Origin of the sequence: Streptococcus sp. Marseille-P6264, assembly GCF_902460355.1 — a bacterium.
Classification (GTDB): Bacteria; Bacillota; Bacilli; order Lactobacillales; family Streptococcaceae; genus Streptococcus.
Window position 1 is genome coordinate 183,505 of record NZ_CABPTO010000002.1, and the last position, 21,852, is coordinate 205,356.

Annotated in this window: 25 protein-coding genes; 23 read left to right on the top strand and 2 right to left on the bottom strand. The window is 43.9% G+C overall.

Going from position 1 to position 21,852, the window contains the following annotated elements:
• Positions 1–118 precede the first annotated feature (118 nt).
• The 6 genes from gatC to FZ941_RS04510 all read left to right on the top strand — a co-directional run bounded on the left by gatC (position 119) and on the right by FZ941_RS04510 (position 5,274).
• Entirely contained in the window at positions 119–421 is a 303-nt protein-coding gene (gene gatC, locus FZ941_RS04480) for an Asp-tRNA(Asn)/Glu-tRNA(Gln) amidotransferase subunit GatC (protein WP_005591696.1), read from the top strand.
• Positions 421–1,887, top strand: a complete 1,467-nt coding sequence (gene gatA, locus FZ941_RS04485) for an Asp-tRNA(Asn)/Glu-tRNA(Gln) amidotransferase subunit GatA (RefSeq protein WP_148886991.1) — start codon at positions 421–423, stop codon at positions 1,885–1,887. The genes gatC and gatA overlap by 1 nt, the downstream gene beginning before the upstream one ends.
• Positions 1,887–3,320 carry an Asp-tRNA(Asn)/Glu-tRNA(Gln) amidotransferase subunit GatB gene (gene gatB, locus FZ941_RS04490; protein ID WP_148886992.1) on the top strand — a complete coding sequence of 478 codons (1,434 nt, stop codon included), beginning with the start codon at positions 1,887–1,889 and terminating at the stop codon, positions 3,318–3,320. Before gatA ends, gatB begins: the two co-directional genes overlap by 1 nt.
• Positions 3,321–3,410: 90 nt before the next feature.
• Positions 3,411–3,767 carry a hypothetical protein gene (locus tag FZ941_RS04495; protein WP_148886993.1) on the top strand — a complete coding sequence of 119 codons (357 nt, stop codon included), beginning with the start codon at positions 3,411–3,413 and terminating at the stop codon, positions 3,765–3,767.
• 48 nt (positions 3,768–3,815) lie between these two features.
• Positions 3,816–4,052: a hypothetical protein gene (locus FZ941_RS04500; RefSeq protein WP_262366269.1), complete on the top strand. Its 237-nt coding sequence runs from the start codon at positions 3,816–3,818 to the stop codon at positions 4,050–4,052.
• A gap of 310 nt (positions 4,053–4,362) precedes the next feature.
• On the top strand, positions 4,363–5,274 hold the full coding sequence (locus FZ941_RS04510) for a DMT family transporter (RefSeq protein ID WP_148886994.1): 912 nt from the start codon (positions 4,363–4,365) through the stop codon (positions 5,272–5,274).
• 66 nt (positions 5,275–5,340) lie between these two features.
• Here FZ941_RS04510 and FZ941_RS04515 read toward each other — a convergent pair whose 3' ends face one another.
• Positions 5,341–6,708 (bottom strand): aspartate kinase, encoded by a 1,368-nt coding sequence (locus tag FZ941_RS04515; RefSeq protein ID WP_148886995.1) that lies wholly within the window; start codon positions 6,706–6,708, stop codon positions 5,341–5,343.
• Between the two features lie 245 nt (positions 6,709–6,953).
• Between FZ941_RS04515 and FZ941_RS04520 the strand changes: the two genes are divergently transcribed.
• The 17 genes from FZ941_RS04520 to FZ941_RS04605 all read left to right on the top strand — a co-directional run bounded on the left by FZ941_RS04520 (position 6,954) and on the right by FZ941_RS04605 (position 21,137).
• On the top strand, positions 6,954–7,745 hold the full coding sequence (locus FZ941_RS04520) for an enoyl-CoA hydratase (RefSeq protein WP_148886996.1): 792 nt from the start codon (positions 6,954–6,956) through the stop codon (positions 7,743–7,745).
• Between the two features lie 118 nt (positions 7,746–7,863).
• Positions 7,864–8,298, top strand: a complete 435-nt coding sequence (locus FZ941_RS04525; protein WP_148886997.1) for a MarR family winged helix-turn-helix transcriptional regulator — start codon at positions 7,864–7,866, stop codon at positions 8,296–8,298.
• Positions 8,298–9,272 carry a beta-ketoacyl-ACP synthase III gene (locus FZ941_RS04530; RefSeq protein ID WP_148886998.1) on the top strand — a complete coding sequence of 325 codons (975 nt, stop codon included), beginning with the start codon at positions 8,298–8,300 and terminating at the stop codon, positions 9,270–9,272. The genes FZ941_RS04525 and FZ941_RS04530 overlap by 1 nt, the downstream gene beginning before the upstream one ends.
• Before the next feature lie 54 nt (positions 9,273–9,326).
• On the top strand, positions 9,327–9,551 hold the full coding sequence (locus tag FZ941_RS04535) for an acyl carrier protein (protein WP_005591706.1): 225 nt from the start codon (positions 9,327–9,329) through the stop codon (positions 9,549–9,551).
• Between the two features lie 129 nt (positions 9,552–9,680).
• The gene (fabK, locus tag FZ941_RS04540) at positions 9,681–10,655 is read left to right on the top strand and encodes an enoyl-[acyl-carrier-protein] reductase FabK (RefSeq protein ID WP_148886999.1); all 975 of its coding nucleotides are present in this window, start codon (positions 9,681–9,683) and stop codon (positions 10,653–10,655) included.
• Entirely contained in the window at positions 10,648–11,568 is a 921-nt protein-coding gene (fabD, locus tag FZ941_RS04545; RefSeq protein WP_148887000.1) for an ACP S-malonyltransferase, read from the top strand. Before fabK ends, fabD begins: the two co-directional genes overlap by 8 nt.
• 12 nt (positions 11,569–11,580) lie before the next feature.
• Positions 11,581–12,315: a 3-oxoacyl-[acyl-carrier-protein] reductase gene (gene fabG / locus FZ941_RS04550; RefSeq protein WP_148887001.1), complete on the top strand. Its 735-nt coding sequence runs from the start codon at positions 11,581–11,583 to the stop codon at positions 12,313–12,315.
• A 50-nt stretch (positions 12,316–12,365) separates the two neighbouring features.
• Positions 12,366–13,598 (top strand): beta-ketoacyl-ACP synthase II, encoded by a 1,233-nt coding sequence (gene fabF / locus FZ941_RS04555; RefSeq protein ID WP_148887002.1) that lies wholly within the window; start codon positions 12,366–12,368, stop codon positions 13,596–13,598.
• Entirely contained in the window at positions 13,599–14,096 is a 498-nt protein-coding gene (gene accB, locus FZ941_RS04560; protein WP_148887003.1) for an acetyl-CoA carboxylase biotin carboxyl carrier protein, read from the top strand.
• Entirely contained in the window at positions 14,093–14,515 is a 423-nt protein-coding gene (gene fabZ, locus FZ941_RS04565) for a 3-hydroxyacyl-ACP dehydratase FabZ (RefSeq protein WP_148887004.1), read from the top strand. Before accB ends, fabZ begins: the two co-directional genes overlap by 4 nt.
• 18 nt (positions 14,516–14,533) lie before the next feature.
• Positions 14,534–15,901: an acetyl-CoA carboxylase biotin carboxylase subunit gene (locus tag FZ941_RS04570; protein ID WP_045500622.1), complete on the top strand. Its 1,368-nt coding sequence runs from the start codon at positions 14,534–14,536 to the stop codon at positions 15,899–15,901.
• A 65-nt stretch (positions 15,902–15,966) separates the two neighbouring features.
• On the top strand, positions 15,967–16,830 hold the full coding sequence (gene accD, locus FZ941_RS04575; RefSeq protein WP_148887005.1) for an acetyl-CoA carboxylase, carboxyltransferase subunit beta: 864 nt from the start codon (positions 15,967–15,969) through the stop codon (positions 16,828–16,830).
• Positions 16,827–17,597 (top strand): acetyl-CoA carboxylase carboxyl transferase subunit alpha, encoded by a 771-nt coding sequence (locus FZ941_RS04580; RefSeq protein WP_148887006.1) that lies wholly within the window; start codon positions 16,827–16,829, stop codon positions 17,595–17,597. Before accD ends, FZ941_RS04580 begins: the two co-directional genes overlap by 4 nt.
• Positions 17,598–17,780: 183 nt before the next feature.
• A complete protein-coding gene (locus FZ941_RS04585; protein WP_148887007.1) occupies positions 17,781–18,329 on the top strand; it encodes a carboxymuconolactone decarboxylase family protein in 549 nt (182 codons plus the stop codon).
• 397 nt (positions 18,330–18,726) lie between these two features.
• Positions 18,727–19,305 (top strand): TetR/AcrR family transcriptional regulator, encoded by a 579-nt coding sequence (locus FZ941_RS04595; protein ID WP_148887008.1) that lies wholly within the window; start codon positions 18,727–18,729, stop codon positions 19,303–19,305.
• Positions 19,302–19,982: an ABC transporter ATP-binding protein gene (locus FZ941_RS04600; protein WP_148887009.1), complete on the top strand. Its 681-nt coding sequence runs from the start codon at positions 19,302–19,304 to the stop codon at positions 19,980–19,982. The genes FZ941_RS04595 and FZ941_RS04600 overlap by 4 nt, the downstream gene beginning before the upstream one ends.
• Positions 19,983–19,985: 3 nt before the next feature.
• Positions 19,986–21,137: an FtsX-like permease family protein gene (locus FZ941_RS04605; RefSeq protein ID WP_148887010.1), complete on the top strand. Its 1,152-nt coding sequence runs from the start codon at positions 19,986–19,988 to the stop codon at positions 21,135–21,137.
• A 146-nt stretch (positions 21,138–21,283) separates the two neighbouring features.
• On the opposite strand, the gene FZ941_RS04610 is transcribed toward FZ941_RS04605, so the two are convergent.
• Entirely contained in the window at positions 21,284–21,775 is a 492-nt protein-coding gene (locus FZ941_RS04610) for an NUDIX hydrolase (RefSeq protein WP_187418377.1), read from the bottom strand.
• Positions 21,776–21,852: the final 77 nt, after the last annotated feature.

The following is a 21,852-nucleotide window of genomic DNA, read 5'->3' on the forward strand; positions in this document are numbered from 1 at the left end:
CTTGGCGTCCCTATCTTAGCAAAACAATGCGAGCTCAACCTCGAAAACAAAGATTTTTCTTAGATTTATCGTTTTCGGTCGGTATTCAGGCTCGCCTATCTTATGAAAGGAATCAGAGATGAAGATTACTCAAGAAGAAGTAAGTCACGTTGCAAAACTGTCAAAACTGGCTTTCTCACCAGAAGAGACAGCTGAGTTTGCGACAACCTTGTCTAAAATTGTCGACATGGTCGAATTGCTCAATGAAGTAGATACGGAGGGTGTGCCTTTCACTTCCAATGTGGCAGCTAACATCAACTATATGCGAGAAGATGTGGCTCAGCCAGGCTGGAACCGGGAAGAGCTTTTCCAAAATGTACCTGAAAAAGAGCGGGGCTACATCAAAGTGCCTGCCATCCTAGATGACGGAGGAGATGCCTAATGACTTTTAATCACAAGACCATTGAAGAGCTGCATGATTTGCTGGTCAAGAAAGAAATTTCTGCAGTAGAGTTAACTCAGGCGACTTTGGCAGACATCAAAGAACGTGAAGCTGCCGTGGACAGTTTCATCACTATCAGTGAAGAGGAAGCATTGGCTCAGGCAGCGGCTCTGGATGCCAAGGGCATTGATGCTGATAATCTTATGAGTGGAATTCCGCTGGCTGTTAAGGACAATATCTCAACCAAGGGAATTTTGACAACAGCTGCATCTAAAATGCTCTACAACTACAAGCCAATTTTCAATGCGACCAGCGTAGAGAAGCTTTACGGTAAGGATATGATTATCGTTGGGAAGACCAACATGGACGAGTTTGCCATGGGTGGATCCAGCGAAAACTCTTATTTTAAGACGACTAAGAATGCTTGGGACAGCAGCAAGGTTCCTGGTGGATCATCTGGTGGATCAGCGACAGCGGTTGCCTCTGGTCAGGTTCGTCTGTCACTGGGTTCAGATACGGGTGGTTCTATTCGCCAGCCGGCTTCCTTTAACGGTGTAGTCGGCCTCAAGCCAACCTACGGGAGAGTTTCCCGTTTTGGTCTCATTGCTTTTGGTTCTTCCTTAGACCAGATTGGGCCTTTCTCTCAGACAGTTAAGGAAAATGCTCAGCTTCTAAATGTTATTGCTGGTAATGATCCTAAGGACTCTACATCATCACAAGAGGCAGTGCCAGACTTTACTAGCAAGATTGGCCAAGACATCAAGGGGATGAAGATTGCCCTACCTAAGGAATACATGGGTGAGGGAATTGACAGCAAGGTCAAGGAAACGATTTTGGCAGCAGCCAAGCACTTGGAAAGCCTAGGTGCGATTGTTGAAGAAGTCAGCCTGCCCCACAGCAAGTATGGTGTAGCTGTTTATTATATCATTGCTTCCTCTGAAGCTAGCTCCAACCTGCAGCGTTTTGATGGTATTCGCTATGGCTACCGCGCAGAAGGCATTGAAAATCTAGAAGATGTCTATGTCAAATCTCGCAGCGAAGGCTTTGGTGAAGAAGTGAAACGCCGCATCATGCTGGGGACTTTCAGTCTGTCATCTGGTTACTACGATGCCTACTTTAAGAAAGCTGGTCAGGTTCGGACCTTGATTATGCAGGATTTTGCTAATGTTTTTGAAAAATATGATTTGATTTTAGGTCCAACTGCACCAACTGTAGCGTATGACTTGGGCAGTCAAAACCAAGATCCGGTGGCTATGTATCTGGCTGACCTTTTGACCATTCCAGTTAATCTGGCTGGTCTGCCTGGCATTTCAATCCCAGCTGGCTTTGCAGATGGTCTTCCTGTTGGCCTGCAGCTGATCGGTAACCACTTTGATGAAGCGACCATCTATCAGGCAGCCGCAGCATTTGAAGCGACGACTGACTACCACAAACAGCAGCCAGTTATCTTTGGAGGTGAAAAATAATGAACTTTGAAACAGTTATCGGACTGGAAGTCCATGTTGAATTGAAGACCAATTCAAAAATTTTCTCACCGGCTCCAGCTCACTTCGGTGAAGATCCAAATGCCAACACCAATATCATTGATTGGTCCTTCCCAGGTGTTCTGCCTGTTATGAATAAGGGGGTCATTGATTATGGTATCAAGGCTGCTCTAGCTTTGAACATGGATATTCACCAGAAGATGCACTTTGATCGCAAGAATTACTTCTATCCGGACAATCCAAAAGCTTATCAAATTTCTCAGTTTGATGAGCCGATTGGCTACAATGGCTGGATTGAGATTGAGCTAGAAGATGGCACGACCAAGAAAATCCGTATCGAGCGGGCCCACTTGGAAGAAGATGCCGGAAAGAATACCCATGGCAGCGATGGCTACTCTTATGTGGACCTCAACCGCCAAGGGGTACCGCTGATTGAGATTGTATCGGAAGCAGATATGCGCAGTCCAGAAGAAGCTTATGCCTATCTGACTGCCCTCAAGGAAATCATCCAGTACACGGGCATTTCTGATGTCAAGATGGAAGAGGGTTCCATGCGGGTCGACGCCAATATTTCCATCCGTCCTTACGGCCAGAAAGAGTTTGGTACCAAGACTGAGCTGAAAAACCTTAACTCTTTCAACTTTGTCCGTAAGGGTCTGGCATTTGAGGAAAAACGCCAAGCAGAAATCCTACGTAGTGGCGGTCAAATCCGTCAGGAAACCCGTCGTTATGATGAAGCGACTGGCGAAACTCTGCTCATGCGGGTGAAGGAAGGTTCGGCTGACTATCGTTACTTCCCAGAGCCTGATCTGCCTATCTTTGAGATCGAAGATGCTTGGATTGAGCAAGTGCGCAGTAGCCTGCCAGCCTTTCCAAAAGAGCGCCGTGCCAAGTATGTGGGCGACTACGGTCTGTCTGACTACGATGCCAAGCAGCTGACAGCTACGAAGGCTGTGTCAGATTTCTTTGAAGCAGCTGTTGCGGCAGGTGGCGATGCTAAATCTGTCTCTAACTGGCTCCAAGGAGAAGTAGCTCAATACCTCAATGCCGAAAGCAAGACCATCTCTGAGATTGAGTTGACACCTGAGAACCTGACTGAGATGATTGCCCTGATTGCAGATGGCACGATTTCTTCTAAGATTGCTAAGAAGGTCTTTGTCCATCTGGCCAAAAATGGCGGTTCTGCAAAGGAATATGTACAAAAAACAGGCCTGATTCAAATCTCAGACCCTGCTCAACTTCTTCCTATTATCCAGCAAGTCTTTGCGGATAATGAAAAAGCCATCAATGACTATAAGGGCGGCAACAAGAATGCGGCCAAGTCCTTGATCGGTCAATTGATGAAGGCTACCAAGGGTCAAGCCAACCCACAAGTAGCACAAAAATTGCTCAATGAAGAGTTGGAAAAACTTTAGAAATAAGTGGAAAACCAGTCGTGAGGCTGGTTTTTACCTTTTATTTGAATGGAACTTATGGTAAAATAGGTAAAAAATAAAGGAGTCCTTATGTCAGAAATTAAAGTAAAACGTGGAACAGGTTTTGTAGGGATTATTGGGAATTTTCCAATTTTAATCAATGGTCAAAAGGTTGGTACAATCCAGAATGGTGACGAGGCTGTCTTTCCTATTGAGGGAGAAGAAGCTGTTGTTCGTGTAGGAGCTGCTCCTATGAGAACCAAGCCAGTGACAGTTAAAGCAGGGCAAACCTTGTTGGTTGAAACGAATTTTACGAATTTTTCTAGTTGTCTAGGACTTTTGTTGCTCGGCCTGTTCTTTGGTGGCCTAGTGCGTGCAATTTTATTGCTTCTTGCTATGGCTTTAATGTTTCTTCTGCCTTTTTACTCAGCTAGGATTGAAGAATAAACTTAGAAGTTTTGGTTGATAGGCTGGATTGAAATAAGGGAGTTTTTGATGTCAAAATTTACAATTACGCGTTCTACGGGTATGGTTGGAATAGCTCAAAATATTGCAGTATATCTAAATGGCGAACTTGTGGATAAACTTACGAATGATGAAAGTAAAACGCTGACTTTTGAGGGAGACAGTGTTAAACTACAGGTTGGACAAAGTTTTATGAAATCGCATAAGATTCAGGTAAAAGATGGCAGAAGGTACTTGTCACAGCTTCTGGAATGCGAGCTATGCTAGGAGTTGTTGGCTTGATCTTAGGCTTGCCTTATTTACTTCTTGAGATAGAAGCTTAGCCGTCTTTGAGCTGTGTCGAATCATAAAGAGGCTGGGACAAAAGTCCTAGCCTCTCAATTGTCTTTGGATTGTCGAGCAAGACGCAGTGGTTGAGTGGGCTCTACTACGCTGATTTCATCAGCTTTTACAGCCCTACTCAACTGTGCGGAGGTGGGACGACGAAATCGAATTCTAATGAATTACCGATTTCTGTCCCACACTCTTCTTTATGGTTTATGTTATAATGATCGAAGCTAAAAGAAAGAGGTTGGGGATGTCAAAAGTTTTAAGGGGGACCCTTTATACCTTGGCTGCGGGGATTGCTTGGGGCTTATCGGGAACAAGTGGTCAATATCTGATGGAGCATGGTTTTTCGGCACTGAGCTTGACCAATGTGCGCTTGTTGCTAGCGGGTTTGGTCCTGATGATGTTGGCTTATGCGACAAATAAAGACTCTTTTAAAGAGATTTGGAAAGATAAGAGCTCTCTGCTACACATTTTAATTTTTGCAGTTCTAGGCTTATTCATCAATCAATATGCATATTTAGCGGCCATCCATGAGACAAATGCAGGTACGGCAACGGTTTTACAGTATCTCTGTCCTGTTGGTGTTTTGGCATACACTTGTATCAAAGACAGAGTAGCACCGACTGTGGTTCAAATTTGTTCAATGATTCTAGCCATAGGTGGGACCTTTCTGATTGCGACCCACGGTCAGGTCAATCAGCTCTCGATGACGCCAAAAGGCTTATGTTTAGGGATTTTCTCAGCCTTTACATACGCGCTATATATTCTTTTGCCGATTGAGCTCATTAAAAAGTGGGGAAGCATGCTGGTTATCGGGCTTGGCATGACCATTGCAGGTATCTTGCTCCTTCCTTTCAGCGGTATTTTCCAGCATCAGTGGCTATTCCGTTTGGATATCCTTCTAGCCCTGGTCGGCATCATTGTCATCGGAACAATCTTTGCTTACACCGTCTTTTTGAAGGGAACAAGCTTGGTTGGCCCTGTCAAATCTAGCCTCCTAGCCTCGATTGAGCCAATTTCAGCGGTCTTTTTTGCCTTTGTCATTATGAATGAACGCTTTTATCTGCTTGATTTTGTAGGTATGGGCATGATTTTGCTAGCTGTCCTGTTGATATCTGTCAAGGACTTGATCTTGGAAAAGAAAAAAGGTTTATTATAAGCAAGAAAGAATAAGGAAAGACCTGGCTCCATATAGAGCTAGGTCTTTGTTGTTTACTTATTCGGTTTATTCATCGCTTTCTGAGCTGCCAAAGAATGCTTTATACAAAGCACGGATGGCTTCTTTTTCTTGGTTCTTATTGACAACAAACATGATAGAAACTTCACTGGAACCTTGTGACATCATTTGGATATTGATTTTGTTGTCAGAAAGAGCTCTAGTCGCAGTAGCAGTCACCCCGATATGACTTTTCATTTTTTCGCCGACAATCATGATGATAGAGAGGTCATGCTCAATCTCAGCGTAGTCTACTTCTGCCTTTTGTACAAGCTGGCGTAGAATCTCTTCTTCTTTAATTGGAGTTAATTCACGTTCACGAAGAATGATGGAAAGATCATCAATTCCTGTTGGCATATGCTCCCAACCGATATTTAGATCTTCCAAAATCTGAAGCGCCTTTCGGCCAAATCCAACTTCTCGGTTCATGAGATACTTGGACATGTTAATGCTTACGAAGCCAGAGTCACCAGCGATTCCTACAACAGGAGGATGATCTTCGCTATGTTTATGGACAATGCGCGTACCAGGGTGTTCTGGATTATTGGTATTTTTGATAACGAGTGGAATTTTTCCGCGATAGGCTGGAAGCAGGGCTTCATCGTGAAGAACCGTAAAGCCTGCATAGGCTAATTCCCGCATTTCGCGATAAGTAAGCTCAGCAATGGAGCGTGGCTTGTGAATAATCCCAGGGTGAGCAGCAAAGATGCCGTCCACATCAGTGAAGTTTTCATAGACGTCAGCTTTGACACCAGCTGCAATAATTGATCCTGTAATATCTGAGCCACCACGAGAAAAAGTACAGATTTGTCCATCTTGAGTGACACCGAAGAAGCCAGGGATGACAAGGACTTCATCGGAATGGATTAGTTCTTCTAATTTATCATAGCTTGAAGGAAGGATTCGAGCATTTCCTGGTTCGCTTGAAACCACTAGTCCAGCTTCTCTAGGATGGACGTAGCGAGCCGGAATGCTATTGTGGTTAAAGTAAGCTGCTATGAGCTTAGCATTGTTGTTTTCACCAGCTGCTAGGAAAGTATCGTAAAGAAATTCATTATTTTCAATTGGCAGAGTAGCTAGGGAGATGATGCTCTTAGAGATTTTTTCAATAATTGCAGATTTCAGGCCTAGCTCAGAGACCATATCGGAGTAGCGTTTAATAATCCAATTTTGCTCCTTGGAGACATCATTTCCTGCAATGTACTGGCGATAATACTTAATCAAAGCATCAGTGACCTTTGTATCCTGGTCATCTCTTTTTCCTGGTGCAGAAACGACAACGAAGCGACGCTCGGCATCAGATTTTACAATATGTAAGACTTTTTCTAATTGTGAAGCAGAAGCGAGTGAACTTCCGCCAAATTTTACAACTTTCATAGAAACTCCTAAACACGATTTAGGAAAAATTATAACAAAATTCTGAAAATTTTGCAAATCTATCAGAAGCACTGCTTTATGTAAATTTGTTGCAAAAATAAGTAAAAAGCGAATATGAAATCAAATTTTCTAGTTTTTGTTTTCTTTCTTACATCTTTTATGCTAGAATAAATATAATTTGATTATCAAATTATTTAATTATAAAAGAAAACGACTGTAAGTACCCAGTCTGGAATGGAGTTAGAATGACTTTTAATGGTATTCTTTATAAGGTAGTTGATGAAGTGGCAACTATTACCTTCAATCGTCCTGAAGTTTCAAATGGTTTCAATATTCCCATGTGTGAGGAGATTTTAGAAGCGATTGAGCTGGCCGCAAATGATGAGGCAGTGAAGTTTTTAGTGATCAATGCCAATGGGAAGGTCTTTTCTGTCGGTGGCGACCTAGCTGAGATGCAAAGAGCTGTCAGTGCTGACGATATTCAATCCTTGGTAAAAATTGCAGAGCTGGTCAATGACATTTCTTTTGCCATGAAACGGCTACCCAAGCCAGTTATTATGAGTGTGGATGGCCCTGTTGCTGGTGCAGCTGCCAATATGGTCGTGGCTGCAGATTTCTGCATTGCGACGGAAAAATCTCGATTCATTCAAGCTTTTGTGGGAGTGGGGCTAGCGCCAGATGCTGGTGGATTGTATTTACTAACTCGGGCAATTGGTGTGACTCGGGCAACCCATTTGGTTATGACTGGAGAGGCCCTGACTGCAGAGAAGGCTCTGGATTATGGTTTGCTCTATAAGGTTTGTGAAGCAGAAAAACTGGAAAAAACAACGGAACAGTTGCTGAAAAAGCTAAAACGTGGCTCGCTGAATTCTTACAGAGCCATGAAAGAAATGGTCTGGAAGAGTCTCTTCAGCGGTTGGAAAGAGTATGCAGAGCTGGAGTTGGCTTTGCAGAAATCCCTGGCTTTCACTGAGGACTTCAAAGAAGGTGTCCAAGCTTATACTGAGAAGCGGCGTCCACAATTTACAGGTAAGTAAGGATTTTGCAGGATAAGAAAATTGTTTGAAAATCAAATAAATTTTCAAAAAGACTTGCAAAATATTTTGAGATCTGATAAAATTTGATTGTCAAAGTATTTATGAAGGAGGTGTTGGTTTGAATTATCAATTAGTCAATGATTATTTAACATCCATTTTTAATAATGTTTTGGTTATTGAAGAGTCCAGCCTCCGAGGCAGTCAATTTAAAGACGTCTCCATTAAAGAAATGCACACTATTGATGTTATTGGTAGCATGCCTAATGCGACTCCAAGCGATATTTCAAAGGAATTGTTAGTCACTTTGGGGACTGTCACAACTAGCTTGAATAATTTGGAGCGTAAAGGGTATATCGAGCGCCGTCGTTCATCCATTGACCGTCGCGTGGTTCATCTGAGCTTGACTAAGAAAGGGAGGCTCTTGTATCGCCTTCATAAACGATTCCACAATCGCATGGTCATGCAAGTAGTGGAAGGAATGTCCTCAGAAGAAAAAAATGCAATGCAAAAAGGTTTGCAGAACTTGTATAATTTTTTAGAGGAGTTGAAATAATGAACTATGCAAGAATTACTCAAGTAGCTCATTATGCTCCAGAGCAGATTGTCACAAATGATGATCTGGCTAAGATGATGGATACAAGTGATGAATGGATCTCAAGTCGAACAGGTATCAAACAACGACATTTATCTCGGACTGAGTCAACAAGTGATTTAGCTACAAAGGTTGCTGAGCAATTGCTAGAAAAGGCTCAGCTGTCTGCTGATCAGCTTGATTTTATCATTGTTGCGACGATCACTCCGGATTCTATGATGCCGTCAACTGCAGCTAGAGTGCAGGCTAATATTGGAGCTGCCAAGGCTTTTGCTTTTGACTTGACGGCAGCTTGCAGTGGCTTTATTTTTGCCTTATCAACTGGAGAAAAGTTCATTTCCTCTGGTCGCTATCAAAGAGGTTTGGTCATCGGTAGCGAAACGCTTTCGAAGGTCGTTGATTGGTCGGATCGTGCGACATCAGTCTTATTTGGTGATGGGGCTGGGGGAGTCTTGCTTGAAGCGGCAGAAAAGCAGCATTTTTGGGCTGAAAGTCAGTTTACTGATGGTTTGAGAGGTCAGAGCTTGACTTGTGGTGGACTTGGTTTGTCCTCTCCCTTTTCGGAAAAGCAAGCTGATGACCGCTATTTGAAAATGGAAGGTCGCGCAATCTTTGACTTTGCTATTCGCGATGTAGCTAATTCTATCAAAAACACCATTGAAGAGAGTCCGTTTTCAGTGGAGGAGCTTGACTGTCTGCTCTTGCATCAGGCCAATATCCGAATTTTAGAAAAAATGGCTAAGAAGCTCGGAGTTTCTAGGGAAAAACTGCCTGCCAATATGATGGAGTATGGCAATACTAGTGCAGCCAGTATCCCGATTTTATTATCTGAGTGTGTTCAACAGGACTTGATTAAGTTGAACGGAGACCAGACAGTTTTGTTGTCAGGTTTCGGTGGAGGTTTGACATGGGGCACGCTTATTGTTACAATTTAGTTAATCATGTGGAAACACATAGATAAAAATATATATTTTTAAAGGAGTCTATCCATGGCAGTATTTGAAAAAGTACAAGAAATTATCGTTGAAGAACTTGGTAAAGAGCCATCAGAAGTTACACTTGAGTCAACTTTCGATGATCTTGAAGCAGATTCATTGGATTTGTTCCAAGTAATCTCAGAAATCGAAGATGCATTTGACATCCAAATCGAAACTGAAGAAGGCTTGAAAACAGTTGGTGACTTGGTTGCTTACGTAGAAGAAAAAACAAAATAATAAAGATTTGAGAGTATCGCAAGATATTCTCTCTTGTTTAGGTAATAGTTTGACTGTCAAAGTAAAAAGTCTGCTATCTAGCAGCTTTAGCTCAAGCTATTACTTAAGCAATGATTAGAGGAAGGTATTATGCAAACACGAATTACAGAATTATTAGATATTAAATACCCTATTTTCCAAGGTGGTATGGCCTGGGTCGCAGATGGTGACTTGGCTGGTGCGGTTTCAAAGGCTGGTGGTCTTGGGATCATTGGTGGTGGAAATGCGCCTAAGGAAGTGGTGAAAGCCAATATTGACAAGATTAAGTCTTTGACGGATCGTCCTTTCGGTGTCAATATCATGCTTTTGTCGCCTTTTGTAGATGACATCGTGGACCTCGTCATTGAAGAGGGGGTAAAAGTGGTAACGACTGGTGCCGGCAATCCAAGTAAGTACATGGCTCGTTTCCACGAAGCAGGTATTACTGTGATTCCTGTTGTACCAAGTGTGGCTCTGGCTAAACGGATGGAAAAAATCGGAGCGGATGCCGTCATTGCTGAAGGGATGGAAGCCGGTGGTCACATCGGTAAGTTAACGACCATGACCTTGGTTCGTCAGGTTGTAGAAGCAGTCAGCATTCCAGTTATTGCAGCTGGTGGTATTGCGGATGGCTCTGGTGCTGCAGCTGGCTTCATGTTGGGGGCAGAGGCTGTTCAGGTCGGAACACGCTTCGTCGTGGCTAAGGAATCCAATGCCCACCAAAATTATAAAGATATGATCTTGAAGGCTCGTGATATTGATACGACAATCTCTGCTCAGCATTTCGGCCATGCGGTTCGTGCTATCAAGAATAAGCTGACGCGTGACTTCGAAAAGGCAGAAAAAGAGGCCTTCAAGCAAGAAACTCCAGACTTGACTGTTTTTGAAAATCTAGGTGCTGGTGCCTTGGCCAATGCAGTTGTCCGTGGCGATGTGGAAAATGGTTCCGTCATGTCTGGTCAGATTGCCGGCTTGGTCAGCAAGGAAGAAACGGTCGAAGAAATCCTTAAGGATCTTTACTATGGCGCTGCTGAAAAGATTCAGCAAGAAGCAAAACGTTGGGCAGGAGTTACTAGAAATGACTAAAACAGCCTTTCTCTTTGCCGGTCAGGGAGCCCAATATCTGGGAATGGCTCGTGACCTCTATGAGCGGTATGATGTGGTCAAGGCGACTTTTGAGGAAGCGAGTCAAGTTCTGGGCTATGATGTTCGGGCATTGATTGACCAAGATGAAGAAAAACTCAACCAAACTCGCTATACTCAACCAGCAATTTTGACAATTTCTCTTGCTATTTATCGCCTGCTGGGAGAAAAAGGAATCCGTCCTGATATGGTGGCTGGCCTCTCTCTAGGTGAATACTCTGCCTTGGTAGCTGCTGGCGCGCTGGACTTCAAAACAGCGGTAGCTCTAGTTGCAAAACGTGGAGCTTTCATGGAGGAAGCAGCTCCTGCTGGTTCTGGAAAGATGGTTGCGGTCCTGAATGCGGATGTGGCTCTTATTGAAGAAGTCTGCCAGACAGCTAGCCAGCTGGGCGTGGTCTCTCCAGCTAATTACAACACTCCAGGTCAAATCGTCATCGGGGGAGATGTGGCAGCGGTGGATAAGGCGGTGGAATTGCTCAAGGAAGCAGGTGTGAAACGCTTGATTCCGCTGAATGTTTCTGGTCCTTTCCATACAGCGCTCTTGAAACCAGCCAGTGAAAAATTAGCTCGGGTTTTGGCTGAAACGGAATTTGCTGAATTTCAGCTTCCACTAGTGGGAAATACAGAAGCGGATATTATGGAAGCTGGCAGAATTAAGGAATTGCTGACCCGTCAGGTCATGGAACCAGTTCGTTTCTATGACAGTATCGCTAAAATGCAGGAAGCTGGTGTGACAGAATTTATCGAGATTGGCCCAGGGAAAGTCCTGTCTGGCTTTATGAAGAAAATTGATAAATCGGCAATTGTTCATTCTGTTGAAAGTGTAGAGACTTTGACAGCCCTACTGGAAAAATAATGGGGAATATCAATGGAATTAAAGAATAAAAATGTTTTTATTACTGGCTCTAGCCGTGGGATTGGTTTGGCCATTGCACATAAGTTTGCAAGTGCAGGTGCCAATATTGTCTTGAACGGGCGCGGACAAATTTCGGACGAAGTTTTAGCTGAGTTTGCTGGCTATCCAATAAAGGTCGTGGCTATTTCAGGCGATGTGTCTGATGGCGCTGATGCTAAGCGAATGGTTGAGGAGGCGATTGCGGCTTTGGGTTCTGTAGATATCTTGGTCAACAATGCTGGAATTACCCGCGATAAGATTATGCTCAAGATGACAGAGGAAGACTTCGAGCAAGTGCTGAAGGTCAATCTGACTGGAGCCTTCAATATGACGCAAGCTGTCTTGAAACCAATGACCAAGGCTCGTCAGGGAGCAATTATCAACCTATCAAGTGTTGTCGGTTTGACTGGTAATGTCGGTCAGGCCAACTATGCAGCCTCTAAAGCTGGCTTGATTGGATTTTCTAAGTCGGTTGCTCGTGAGGTAGCTGGGCGTAATATCCGTGTCAATGTGATTGCCCCAGGCTTTATCGAATCGGATATGACAGACGGGCTTTCTGAAAAAATCAAAGAAGCTTCTCTGGCTCAAATCCCAATGAAGCGGTTCGGAAATACCGAAGAAGTGGCGGATGTTGCCCTATTCTTAGCAGGTCAGGAATACCTTACTGGTCAGGTCATCGCGATTGATGGCGGACTGACAATGCAGTAATTGCTGAATTTGGATTTGACAGTTTACCAATTATCATAAAGGAGTTCACTATGAAACTAAATCGAGTTGTTGTGACAGGTTATGGCTTAACCTCTCCCATCGGAAATACACCAGAAGAATTTTGGAATAGTTTAAAAGAAGGTAAGATTGGGATTGGTCCCATCACCAAGTTTGATCATAGCGATTTTGCTGTTCATAATGCGGCTGAAGTCCAAGACTTTCCTTTTGATAAATACTTTATCAAGAAAGATACCAATCGTTTTGACAACTATTCTTTATATGCCTTGTATGCAGCTCAAGAAGCGGTAACAAATGCCAATCTTGATGTAGAAGCAATCGACAAAGATCGCTTTGGTGTCATCGTGGCTTCTGGTATTGGGGGAATTAAAGAAATCGAAGATCAGGTTATCCGTCTTCATGAAAAAGGTCCAAAACGTGTGAAGCCAATGACTCTTCCAAAAGCTTTGCCAAATATGGCTTCAGGAAATGTTGCTATGCGCTTCGGAGCAAACGGGATTTGTAAATCAATCAATACAGCTTGTGCCTCATCAAATGATGCGATTGGAGATGCTTTCCGCTCTATCAAGTTTGGCTTCCAAGATGTCATGTTAGTTGGTGGATCAGAAGCTTCTATCACTCCATTTGCCATTGCTGGTTTCCAAGCTTTGACTGCCCTATCAACTACAGAAGATCCAACTCGTGCTTCTATTCCATTTGATAAAGACCGTAACGGCTTTGTCATGGGAGAAGGTTCTGGTATGTTGGTGCTTGAAAGTCTGGAACACGCTGAAAAACGTGGAGCGACTATCTTGGCTGAAGTAGTTGGCTACGGTAATACCTGTGATGCTTACCACATGACTTCTCCACATCCAGAAGGTCAAGGTGCCATCAAGGCAATTAAATTGGCTTTGGAAGAGGCAGAGATTTCCCCAGAGCAAGTAGCTTATGTCAATGCCCACGGTACTTCAACTCCTGCTAATGAAAAAGGAGAAAGTGGAGCTATCGTAGCTGTTCTTGGTAAAGAAGTACCTGTATCTTCAACCAAGTCATTCACAGGACACTTGCTTGGAGCTGCAGGAGCGGTAGAAGCAATCGCTACAATAGAGGCAATTCGCCATAACTTTGTACCAAAAACAGCTGGAACAAGTGAATTGTCAGACTATATTGAAGCGAACGTCGTTTATGGACAAGGCTTGGAGCAAGAAATTCCTTATGCGATTTCCAATACATTTGGTTTTGGCGGCCACAATGCTGTTCTGGCATTCAAGCGTTGGGAGGGCTAGATGAATATCAATGAAATTAAAGACTTGATGGCTCAGTTTGACCAATCAAGCCTGCGTGAATTTTCTTACAAAAATCAAAGTGATGAATTGACTTTCAGCAAGAATGAAAGTTCTGCCGCAGTCGCAACAACTCCAGCAGCCAGTGCAGCCCCTGTTGTAGCTCCAGTGCAGCCAGCAAGTGCACCTGTATCTGAGACAGTTTCCCAAGCAGCTCCAACTGCAGCACCTGAGGTGGCTCCAGAGGCCCCAGCACCAGCTGCTGAGGGTGATGTCGTGGAAAGTCCCTTGGTTGGCGTGGCTTACTTGGCCGCAGGTCCAGATAAACCAGCTTTTGTCAGTGTAGGAGACCAAGTTAAAAAAGGTCAAACCCTGATGATTATTGAAGCCATGAAGGTCATGAATGAAGTGCCAGCACCGAAAGATGGTCTGATTACAGAAATTCTGGTTCAGAATGAAGAAATGGTTGAGTTTGGGAAAGGGCTGGTACGCATCAAATGATTGATTTCAATGCAATAAAAGAGGCGCTTCCGCACCGCTATCCTATGTTGTTGGTGGACCGTGTATTGGAAGTCAGCGAAGATGAGATTGTCGCTTTGAAAAATGTGACAATCAACGAGCCATTCTTTAACGGACATTTCCCTCAGTATCCAGTTATGCCAGGTGTCTTAATCATGGAAGCACTGGCTCAAACGGCTGGTGTGCTGGAATTGTCTAAAGAAGAAAACAAGGGCAAGCTGGTCTTCTATGCTGGCATGGACAAGGTTAAGTTCAAGAAGCAAGTTGTACCAGGCGATCAGCTGATTATGACGGCCAAGTTTGTCAAGCGTCGCGGAACCATTGCAGTGGTAGAGGCCAAGGCCGAAGTTGACGGTAAACTTGCAGCCAGCGGAACCTTGACCTTTGCGATTGGTCAATAAGAAAGAGGAGATTTCACCATGTTTCGTAAAATTTTAATTGCTAACCGTGGGGAAATTGCGGTCAGAATTATTCGTGCAGCTCGCGAGCTAGGAATTGATACTGTCGCTGTTTATTCAACGGCTGACAAGGAAGCACTCCACACCCTACTGGCTGATGAGGCGGTTTGTATCGGACCAGCCAAGTCTACGGATTCTTATCTGAATATGAATGCTGTCCTATCTGCTGCTGTTCTGACAGGTGCAGAAGCCATTCACCCTGGTTTTGGTTTTTTGAGTGAAAACTCTAAATTTGCGACCATGTGCGAAGAAGTCGGCATTAAGTTTATTGGACCTTCAGGTGCTGTTATGGACTTGATGGGGGACAAGATTAATGCTCGGGCTCAGATGATTAAGGCCAAAGTACCAGTTATCCCAGGTTCTGATGGAGAAGTCCATACCTCTGAAGAAGCCTTGGAAGTAGCCGAAAAAATTGGCTATCCAGTCATGCTCAAAGCTTCTGCTGGTGGCGGCGGTAAGGGCATTCGTAAGGTTGAAAAGCCTGAGGATTTAGTAGCGGCCTTTGAGTCTGCTTCTAGTGAAGCCAAAGCGGCTTTTGGTAATGGTGCTATGTATATGGAGCGGGTTATCTATCCAGCGCGCCATATTGAAGTCCAGATTTTAGCAGATCAGCAGGGGCATGTCGTCCACTTGGGCGAGCGGGATTGCTCTTTGCAGCGGAATAATCAGAAGGTACTGGAAGAAAGTCCATCTGTGGCAATTGGGAAAACCCTACGCCAGCAGATTGGGGAAGCGGCTGTTCGAGCAGCTGAGTCTGTCGGCTATGAAAATGCTGGGACGATTGAGTTTCTGCTGGATGAAGCCAAGGGTGAATTCTACTTTATGGAGATGAATACTCGGGTGCAGGTTGAGCACCCAGTGACTGAGTTTGTTACCGGTGTGGATATTGTTAAAGAGCAGATTAAGATTGCGGATGGTCAAGAGCTGTCCTTTAGTCAAGAAGATGTTGAAATTCGCGGTCATGCGATTGAATGTCGGATCAATGCTGAAAATCCAGCCTTTAACTTTGCACCGAGCCCAGGCAAGATTTCCAATCTTTATCTGCCAAGTGGTGGAGTGGGATTGCGCGTGGATTCAGCAGTCTATCCTGGCTACACCATTCCTCCTTACTATGACAGTATGATTGCCAAAATCATCGTTCACGGGGAAAATCGCTTTGATGCCCTGATGAAGATGCAACGGGCCCTCTATGAGCTAGAAATCGACGGTGTTGTGACCAATAGCAGTTTCCAGCTGGATTTGATTTCAGATCCTAATGTGATTGCTGGTGATTATGATACAGCTTTTCTCATGGAGAAGTTCCTTCCGGCTTATCAAGAGAAAAAATAGATGACAAGGAGTGATTTTGTTTGAAAGAAGCAGAATCACTCTAAAATTTAATGAAGGAGTAAGCAATGCCTTTGTTTTCAAAAAAGGATAAATATATTCGAATCAATCCTAATCGTTCCTCTCGTGCCTTGCCTCAGCCAAAACCAGAAGTTCCAGATGAGCTTTTTTCCAAGTGTCCAGGTTGTAAGCATATCATTTATCAAAAGGATTTGGGGGCAGAGCGTGTCTGTCCAAGCTGTGGCTACACTTTTCGGATTTCAGCTTTTGAGCGCCTGAGTTTGACGGTGGATGAAGGAAGCTTTGAGGAATTGTTCACAGGTATTGAGACGACAGATCCCTTACATTTTCCAAATTATCAAGAAAAACTGGCAAAGATGCGGGAAAAGACTGGTCTAGATGAAGCCGTTTTGACAGGAACCGCTCTGATAAAAGGTCACAAATCTGCCCTTGGGATCATGGATTCTAACTTTATCATGGCTTCCATGGGAACGGTTGTTGGTGAGAAGATTACCCGCCTCTTTGAGTATGCGACAGAGCATCAGTTGCCAGTCGTCCTCTTTACAGCTTCTGGCGGTGCCCGCATGCAGGAAGGTATCATGAGCTTGATGCAAATGGCTAAAACTTCTGCTGCTGTGCAACGTCATTCAAAGGCTGGTCTTTTTTACCTGACCGTTTTGACAGATCCGACTACAGGCGGTGTAACAGCTTCCTTCGCTATGGAAGGGGATATTATCTTGGCAGAAGCGCAGGCTCTGATAGGCTTTGCTGGTCGCCGGGTTATTGAGTCGACTGTACGGGAAAAATTGCCAGATGATTTTCAAAAGGCAGAGTTTTTGCTGGAGCATGGCTTTGTTGATGCGATTGTCAAACGTGGTGAATTGCGGGATCGGATTGCTACTCTCTTGAGCTTTCATGGAGGTGACCAATGACAAAAATCAGTCAGATTATCAAAGCAGCGCGTGATCAGTCCCGTTTGACGGCTCTGGATTTTGCCCAAGGCATTTTTGATGATTTTGTGGAATTGCACGGAGATCGTGGTTTTCGTGATGATGGTGCTGTCATTGGCGGTATCGGAACATTAAATGGTCAGCCGATCACAGTGGTCGGTATTCAAAAAGGTCGCAATTTGCAAGACAATCTGCGACGAAACTTTGGACAACCTCATCCTGAAGGCTATCGTAAGGCCTTGCGTCTCATGAAACAGGCTGAGAAATTTGGCCGTCCAGTCGTGACCTTTATCAATACGGCTGGTGCCTATCCTGGCGTCGGTGCTGAAGAGCGCGGACAGGGTGAGGCAATTGCCTGTAATCTCATGGAAATGAGCGATCTGCAAGTGCCCATTATTGCCATTATCATCGGCGAGGGTGGCTCTGGTGGGGCGCTAGCCTTGGCAGTTGCTGACAAGGTCTGGATGCTGGAAAACTCTATGTATGCCATTCTCAGTCCTGAAGGCTTTGCTTCGATTTTATGGAAGGATGGCAGCCGAGCAATGGAGGCGGCTGAGATGATGAAAATCACCTCGCATGAGCTTTTGCAGATGGGTGTCGTTGAGAAGGTCATCCCCGAACGCGGCTTTAATAAAAATGAGCTCCTAGCTGCAGTCAAGCAAGAGATCAGTACTGAACTAGCGGAACTTTCTAAACTTTCCCTTGACCAACTCTTAGAAGAGCGTTATCAACGTTTTAGAAAATATTAGCCAGAAGCCTTAGGGCTTCTTTTTCATGCTTGAGAGAGGTATGGAGGCAGTTAAGGCAGGTAATATATTTAGGTTTGACATGTAGCAATATATTCTCTTTATAGAGGCCATATAAAATATATATTATACAAGCTGCCAGACCTATGTTAAGATAGTTGCTAATCAAAAGAAATGAGGTTTCATATGTCAAAATTTACTATCCATACGATTGAGTCTGCACCAGCTGAGGTGAAAGAGGTTTTAGAAACGGTTCAAAAAGATAACGGTGGCTACATTCCCAATCTTATCGGTCTTTTGGCCAATGCGCCAACGGCTTTGGAAACTTATCGGACGGTTGGAGCTATCAATCGCCGTAACAGTCTGACACCGACTGAGCGTGAAGTAGTGCAGATAACGGCCGCGGTCACTAATGGCTGTGCTTTCTGTGTAGCGGGTCATACAGCCTTTTCAATCAAGCAGATTCAAATGAATGATGATCTTTTGGAGGCTCTGCGCAATCGTACTCCGATTGATACAGATCCGAAGCTAGATACGCTTGCTAAATTTACCATTGCCGTCATTAATACCAAGGGACGAGTCGGAGACGAGGCTTTGGCAGACTTCCTAGAAGCGGGCTATACGCATGAGAATGCTCTGGATGTGGTTCTGGGTGTCAGCCTTGCGACCCTCTGCAATTATGCCAATAATATGGCCAACACACCAATTAATCCGGAATTGCAGCCTTATGCTTAGCCTTTGAGGAGATGAGAGTGGGACAGAAATCGGTAATTCGTTAGAATTCGATTTCGTCGTCCCACCTCCGCACAGTTGAGTAGGGCTGTAAAAGCTGATGAAATCAGCGTAATAGAGCCCACTCAACCACTGCGTCTTGCTCGACAATCCAAAGACAATTGAGAGGCTAGGACTTTTGTCCCAGACTCTTATCATTAGCTATAGCCAAGTAAAAACTAGTCCCGAGCTGGGGAGACTTTCCCTGGCTCAACTTCTGAAAGAGCTTTACTAATACTTTAGAAAATATAAAAAATTGAAGCCGAAAGGCTTCTTTTTATACTTGTTTTTTAATGTTTTGTGTGATATTATATTTTAAGAAACAAATGTTGCGCAACAATTGTATCTAAAAGGAGTTCTGATGCCACCTAAAAATAAATTTACTCGTGATGAAATTATCCAAGCAGCTCTAGGGATTGTCAGAGAAGACGGTTTGGCTGGTTTGACGGCTCGTTCTCTGGCGGAACGATTACATTCTAGCCCCAAGGTCATTTTCGGTCAGTTTGAAAATATGGAGGATCTAAGTCATTCGGTTGTTCGGGCGGCTGAATTCGTTCTGGTCCAATATATCCGTTCGGCTTTGGAGCGAGCCAAGCCTTTCAGAGCAGTTGGTATGGCCTATATTCTTTTTGCCAGTCAGGAACCTCAGCTTTTTAAAATTCTCTATCTAAATCCTCACAAGCACCCCATTGAGTCTTTCAAGGACTTTTTACCTCAGAAAGACCATAGTTATCAGCAGATATTAGAGTCGATTGTGGAGGATTATCCCATGTCCATAGAGAGTGCAGAGTTTGTTTATCAGCATTTATTTATCTATTCTCATGGTTTGGCTAGCATGATAGCAGCGGGTATTTATTCTTTTAGTCAGGAGGAAGTGACAGAACGCTTAACGCAAGTATTTACTGCCCTCCTAAAGGAAATGAAAGGAAAGCAAGAATGATTAGATTAAAGGAAATTCGCAAGTCCCACAATGGAAGAGAAGTTTTAAAAGGGATCGACTTAGAGATTGTTGACCAAGATTACTTGGTCATTTTGGGAGCTTCTGGATCTGGAAAGTCAACCTTGCTCAACGTTTTATCAGGCCTAGAAAAACCAGACAGTGGTCATGTATACTACGGTGAGGAAGATCTATCCCAGCTGACAGAAGCTCAATTGACGGCTTTTCGTCGAGCGAAGATTGCCTTTATTTTTCAGCAGTATTTCTTACTTCCAAATCTCACAGTGGAGCAAAATGTCAAAATGGGCGCCAACCTAGCAGGCAATCAAGATTATGTCCGTATTTTGGAGGCTTTAGGTTTAGGTGATCAACTTCAGCATTATCCAAGTCAGCTGTCAGGTGGTGAGCAGCAGCGGGTGGCTATTGCACGAGCCCTAGCTAAAAGACCGCGTGTCCTCTTTTTGGACGAGCCGACTGGAGCCTTGGACGAAGCAACAGGTCGTCAGATTCTAGCCTATATTTCAAGTCTTCAAGAGGAGCTAGGTTTTACGCTGGTCATGGTGACCCACAATGCAAATATTGCTCAGATGGCTAAGACTGTGGTTCATATCAATAGCGGTCAGATTCAAAGCTTAGAGACAAATAGCCAGCCTAAGACGGCCTATGAGATTGGATGGTAAGCTATGTTTTCAATAAAAGATTTGTATAGATTAGTCGTTGTATCAATTATTAGCTTTTGTGCGGTCTTTGTGACCAATCTCTTCTTAAATTTTTATCTGGATATCCGTTTATTAGATCAAACAAATTGGTTGCCTGAGATTCGAGCTGCTTACGATGCTCAAGTTGCGATTTCTTGGTTGATTGCATCCATTAGCGGAGCTGTTTTATCCCTAACATCGATACTCCTCCTCTTCTTTTACATTCGGCAATTTATTGACCAGCATAAGCCAGAATTAGGAATTCTGAAGGCTCTGGGCTATAAAAACTGGGAAGTTGCTCGAAAGTTTTGGCTTTTTAGTCTTCCAATTGGTTTGGGAACAGGCACTGGCTACTTCTCTTCGTTTGTCATGATGCCACATTTTTATCAGTTGCGTAATCAAAGCGGAGTTTTGCCTGAAATTACCATCCGGCAACATTGGCCCCTCTTCTTGTTTCTCGTTGTCTTGCCGACTCTTGCCTTTGCTGCTTTAGCTGTTCTCTACGCTAGTTATTGTCTACGTTTGCCTGCTCTAGACTTGCTCAAGCGGGTCAGCCCTAGTCGAAGGTCACCAAAAAGAAAAACAGTAAAGCAAATAAGGAAAGACCGCCCCTTTTTAACAGACCTTTCTGCCAGTCTGCTCTGGTCTAGAAAGTTATTAATTTTCTTTGTCATTTTCGGTTCGATGTGCTTTTCAGCTATGATTCAACTATCATTTGGTATGAAAGAATTGACAGATGAGACCATTCAGATCATGATGATGTCAATCGGTACTGTCCTGTCAGTGGCAATCCTCTATCTGTCGCTGGGAGTACTCCTGCAGGAAAATCAAGAAACCCTAGCTATTATGAAGGTTTTTGGTTATAGTAGAAATGAGTGCCATAAGAGTTTGTTTGCTCCCTACCGCTTTCTTGCTTTTTTGGGCTTCGTTTTAGGAACAGGCTATCAATACGGGATTATGCAGCTTTTACTCAGATTGATGGAAAAATCCATAGCTCAGAAAGTTGACTATGATTTTGATTTTGGAGTCTGCCTGATGACTTTGCTAGTCTTTGTCTTAGTCTATGAAAGTTTAATCTATTTATCCAACAGGAGGCTAGATCAACTGACTATTAAGCAGGTCATGTTGGGAGAATAAAAGAGGCTGGGACAAAAGTCCTAGCCTCTCAATTGTCTTTGGAATGTCGAGCAAGACGCAGTGGTTGAGTGGGCTCTACTACGCTGATTTCATCAGCTTTTACAGCCCTACTCAACTGTGCGGAGGTGGGACGACGAAATCGAATTCTAACGAATGACCGATTTCTGTCCCACTCTCTTTTTACTGATGATATGCTGGATGCCTGTTTGGAGGTGCTTGAGGATGTGTGTGATTTCTTTTGGAAAAACTTTGTAGTTTTCCAAGTCTGTCAGGGGAATCCAATAGACTTGTTCTTGCTTATCTTGGTAATCAAATTGCTTGCCGCGTGGTTTCATTAGGTAATAGAAGCAAATCTCATGACAGTCTAGTCCTTTGAGGACACCGGTTGAGTTTGAAAATAAATTTTCATGAACAAAAGCTAGCTTTTCAATCTCATACCTTTGTCCAGTTTCTTCGAAAACTTCTCGCTGGACAGCTTCTTCGGAGGTCTCTCCAAATCTGACCGCCCCTCCCACTGAATAGAAATAGTCCTCGCTAGGAGAAGATATGACACAGAGGGCTTCCTCCTCAATGATGAGTGCAGCAGCCCGATAGCGAAAGCGCTCCTGTCCTTGCCTATAAGAAATATCCTTTGCCATAGTATCCTCCTTGCGTTTTTTAGTTTACTTGATTTAGAACTTCCTGTCAATACTTTCTGTACCCAGACAGTCCTATT

Coding starts and splice junctions, on each gene's coding strand:
- gatC (WP_005591696.1), top strand. CDS start 119: ATGAAGATTACTCAAGAAGAAGTAAGTCACGTTGCAAAACTGTCAAAA.
- gatA (WP_148886991.1), top strand. CDS start 421: ATGACTTTTAATCACAAGACCATTGAAGAGCTGCATGATTTGCTGGTC.
- gatB (WP_148886992.1), top strand. CDS start 1,887: ATGAACTTTGAAACAGTTATCGGACTGGAAGTCCATGTTGAATTGAAG.
- FZ941_RS04495 (WP_148886993.1), top strand. CDS start 3,411: ATGTCAGAAATTAAAGTAAAACGTGGAACAGGTTTTGTAGGGATTATT.
- FZ941_RS04500 (WP_262366269.1), top strand. CDS start 3,816: ATGTCAAAATTTACAATTACGCGTTCTACGGGTATGGTTGGAATAGCT.
- FZ941_RS04510 (WP_148886994.1), top strand. CDS start 4,363: ATGTCAAAAGTTTTAAGGGGGACCCTTTATACCTTGGCTGCGGGGATT.
- FZ941_RS04515 (WP_148886995.1), bottom strand. CDS start 6,708: ATGAAAGTTGTAAAATTTGGCGGAAGTTCACTCGCTTCTGCTTCACAA.
- FZ941_RS04520 (WP_148886996.1), top strand. CDS start 6,954: ATGACTTTTAATGGTATTCTTTATAAGGTAGTTGATGAAGTGGCAACT.
- FZ941_RS04530 (WP_148886998.1), top strand. CDS start 8,298: ATGAACTATGCAAGAATTACTCAAGTAGCTCATTATGCTCCAGAGCAG.
- FZ941_RS04535 (WP_005591706.1), top strand. CDS start 9,327: ATGGCAGTATTTGAAAAAGTACAAGAAATTATCGTTGAAGAACTTGGT.
- fabK (WP_148886999.1), top strand. CDS start 9,681: ATGCAAACACGAATTACAGAATTATTAGATATTAAATACCCTATTTTC.
- fabD (WP_148887000.1), top strand. CDS start 10,648: ATGACTAAAACAGCCTTTCTCTTTGCCGGTCAGGGAGCCCAATATCTG.
- fabG (WP_148887001.1), top strand. CDS start 11,581: ATGGAATTAAAGAATAAAAATGTTTTTATTACTGGCTCTAGCCGTGGG.
- fabF (WP_148887002.1), top strand. CDS start 12,366: ATGAAACTAAATCGAGTTGTTGTGACAGGTTATGGCTTAACCTCTCCC.
- accB (WP_148887003.1), top strand. CDS start 13,599: ATGAATATCAATGAAATTAAAGACTTGATGGCTCAGTTTGACCAATCA.
- fabZ (WP_148887004.1), top strand. CDS start 14,093: ATGATTGATTTCAATGCAATAAAAGAGGCGCTTCCGCACCGCTATCCT.
- FZ941_RS04570 (WP_045500622.1), top strand. CDS start 14,534: ATGTTTCGTAAAATTTTAATTGCTAACCGTGGGGAAATTGCGGTCAGA.
- accD (WP_148887005.1), top strand. CDS start 15,967: ATGCCTTTGTTTTCAAAAAAGGATAAATATATTCGAATCAATCCTAAT.
- FZ941_RS04580 (WP_148887006.1), top strand. CDS start 16,827: ATGACAAAAATCAGTCAGATTATCAAAGCAGCGCGTGATCAGTCCCGT.
- FZ941_RS04585 (WP_148887007.1), top strand. CDS start 17,781: ATGTCAAAATTTACTATCCATACGATTGAGTCTGCACCAGCTGAGGTG.
- FZ941_RS04595 (WP_148887008.1), top strand. CDS start 18,727: ATGCCACCTAAAAATAAATTTACTCGTGATGAAATTATCCAAGCAGCT.
- FZ941_RS04600 (WP_148887009.1), top strand. CDS start 19,302: ATGATTAGATTAAAGGAAATTCGCAAGTCCCACAATGGAAGAGAAGTT.
- FZ941_RS04605 (WP_148887010.1), top strand. CDS start 19,986: ATGTTTTCAATAAAAGATTTGTATAGATTAGTCGTTGTATCAATTATT.
- FZ941_RS04610 (WP_187418377.1), bottom strand. CDS start 21,775: ATGGCAAAGGATATTTCTTATAGGCAAGGACAGGAGCGCTTTCGCTAT.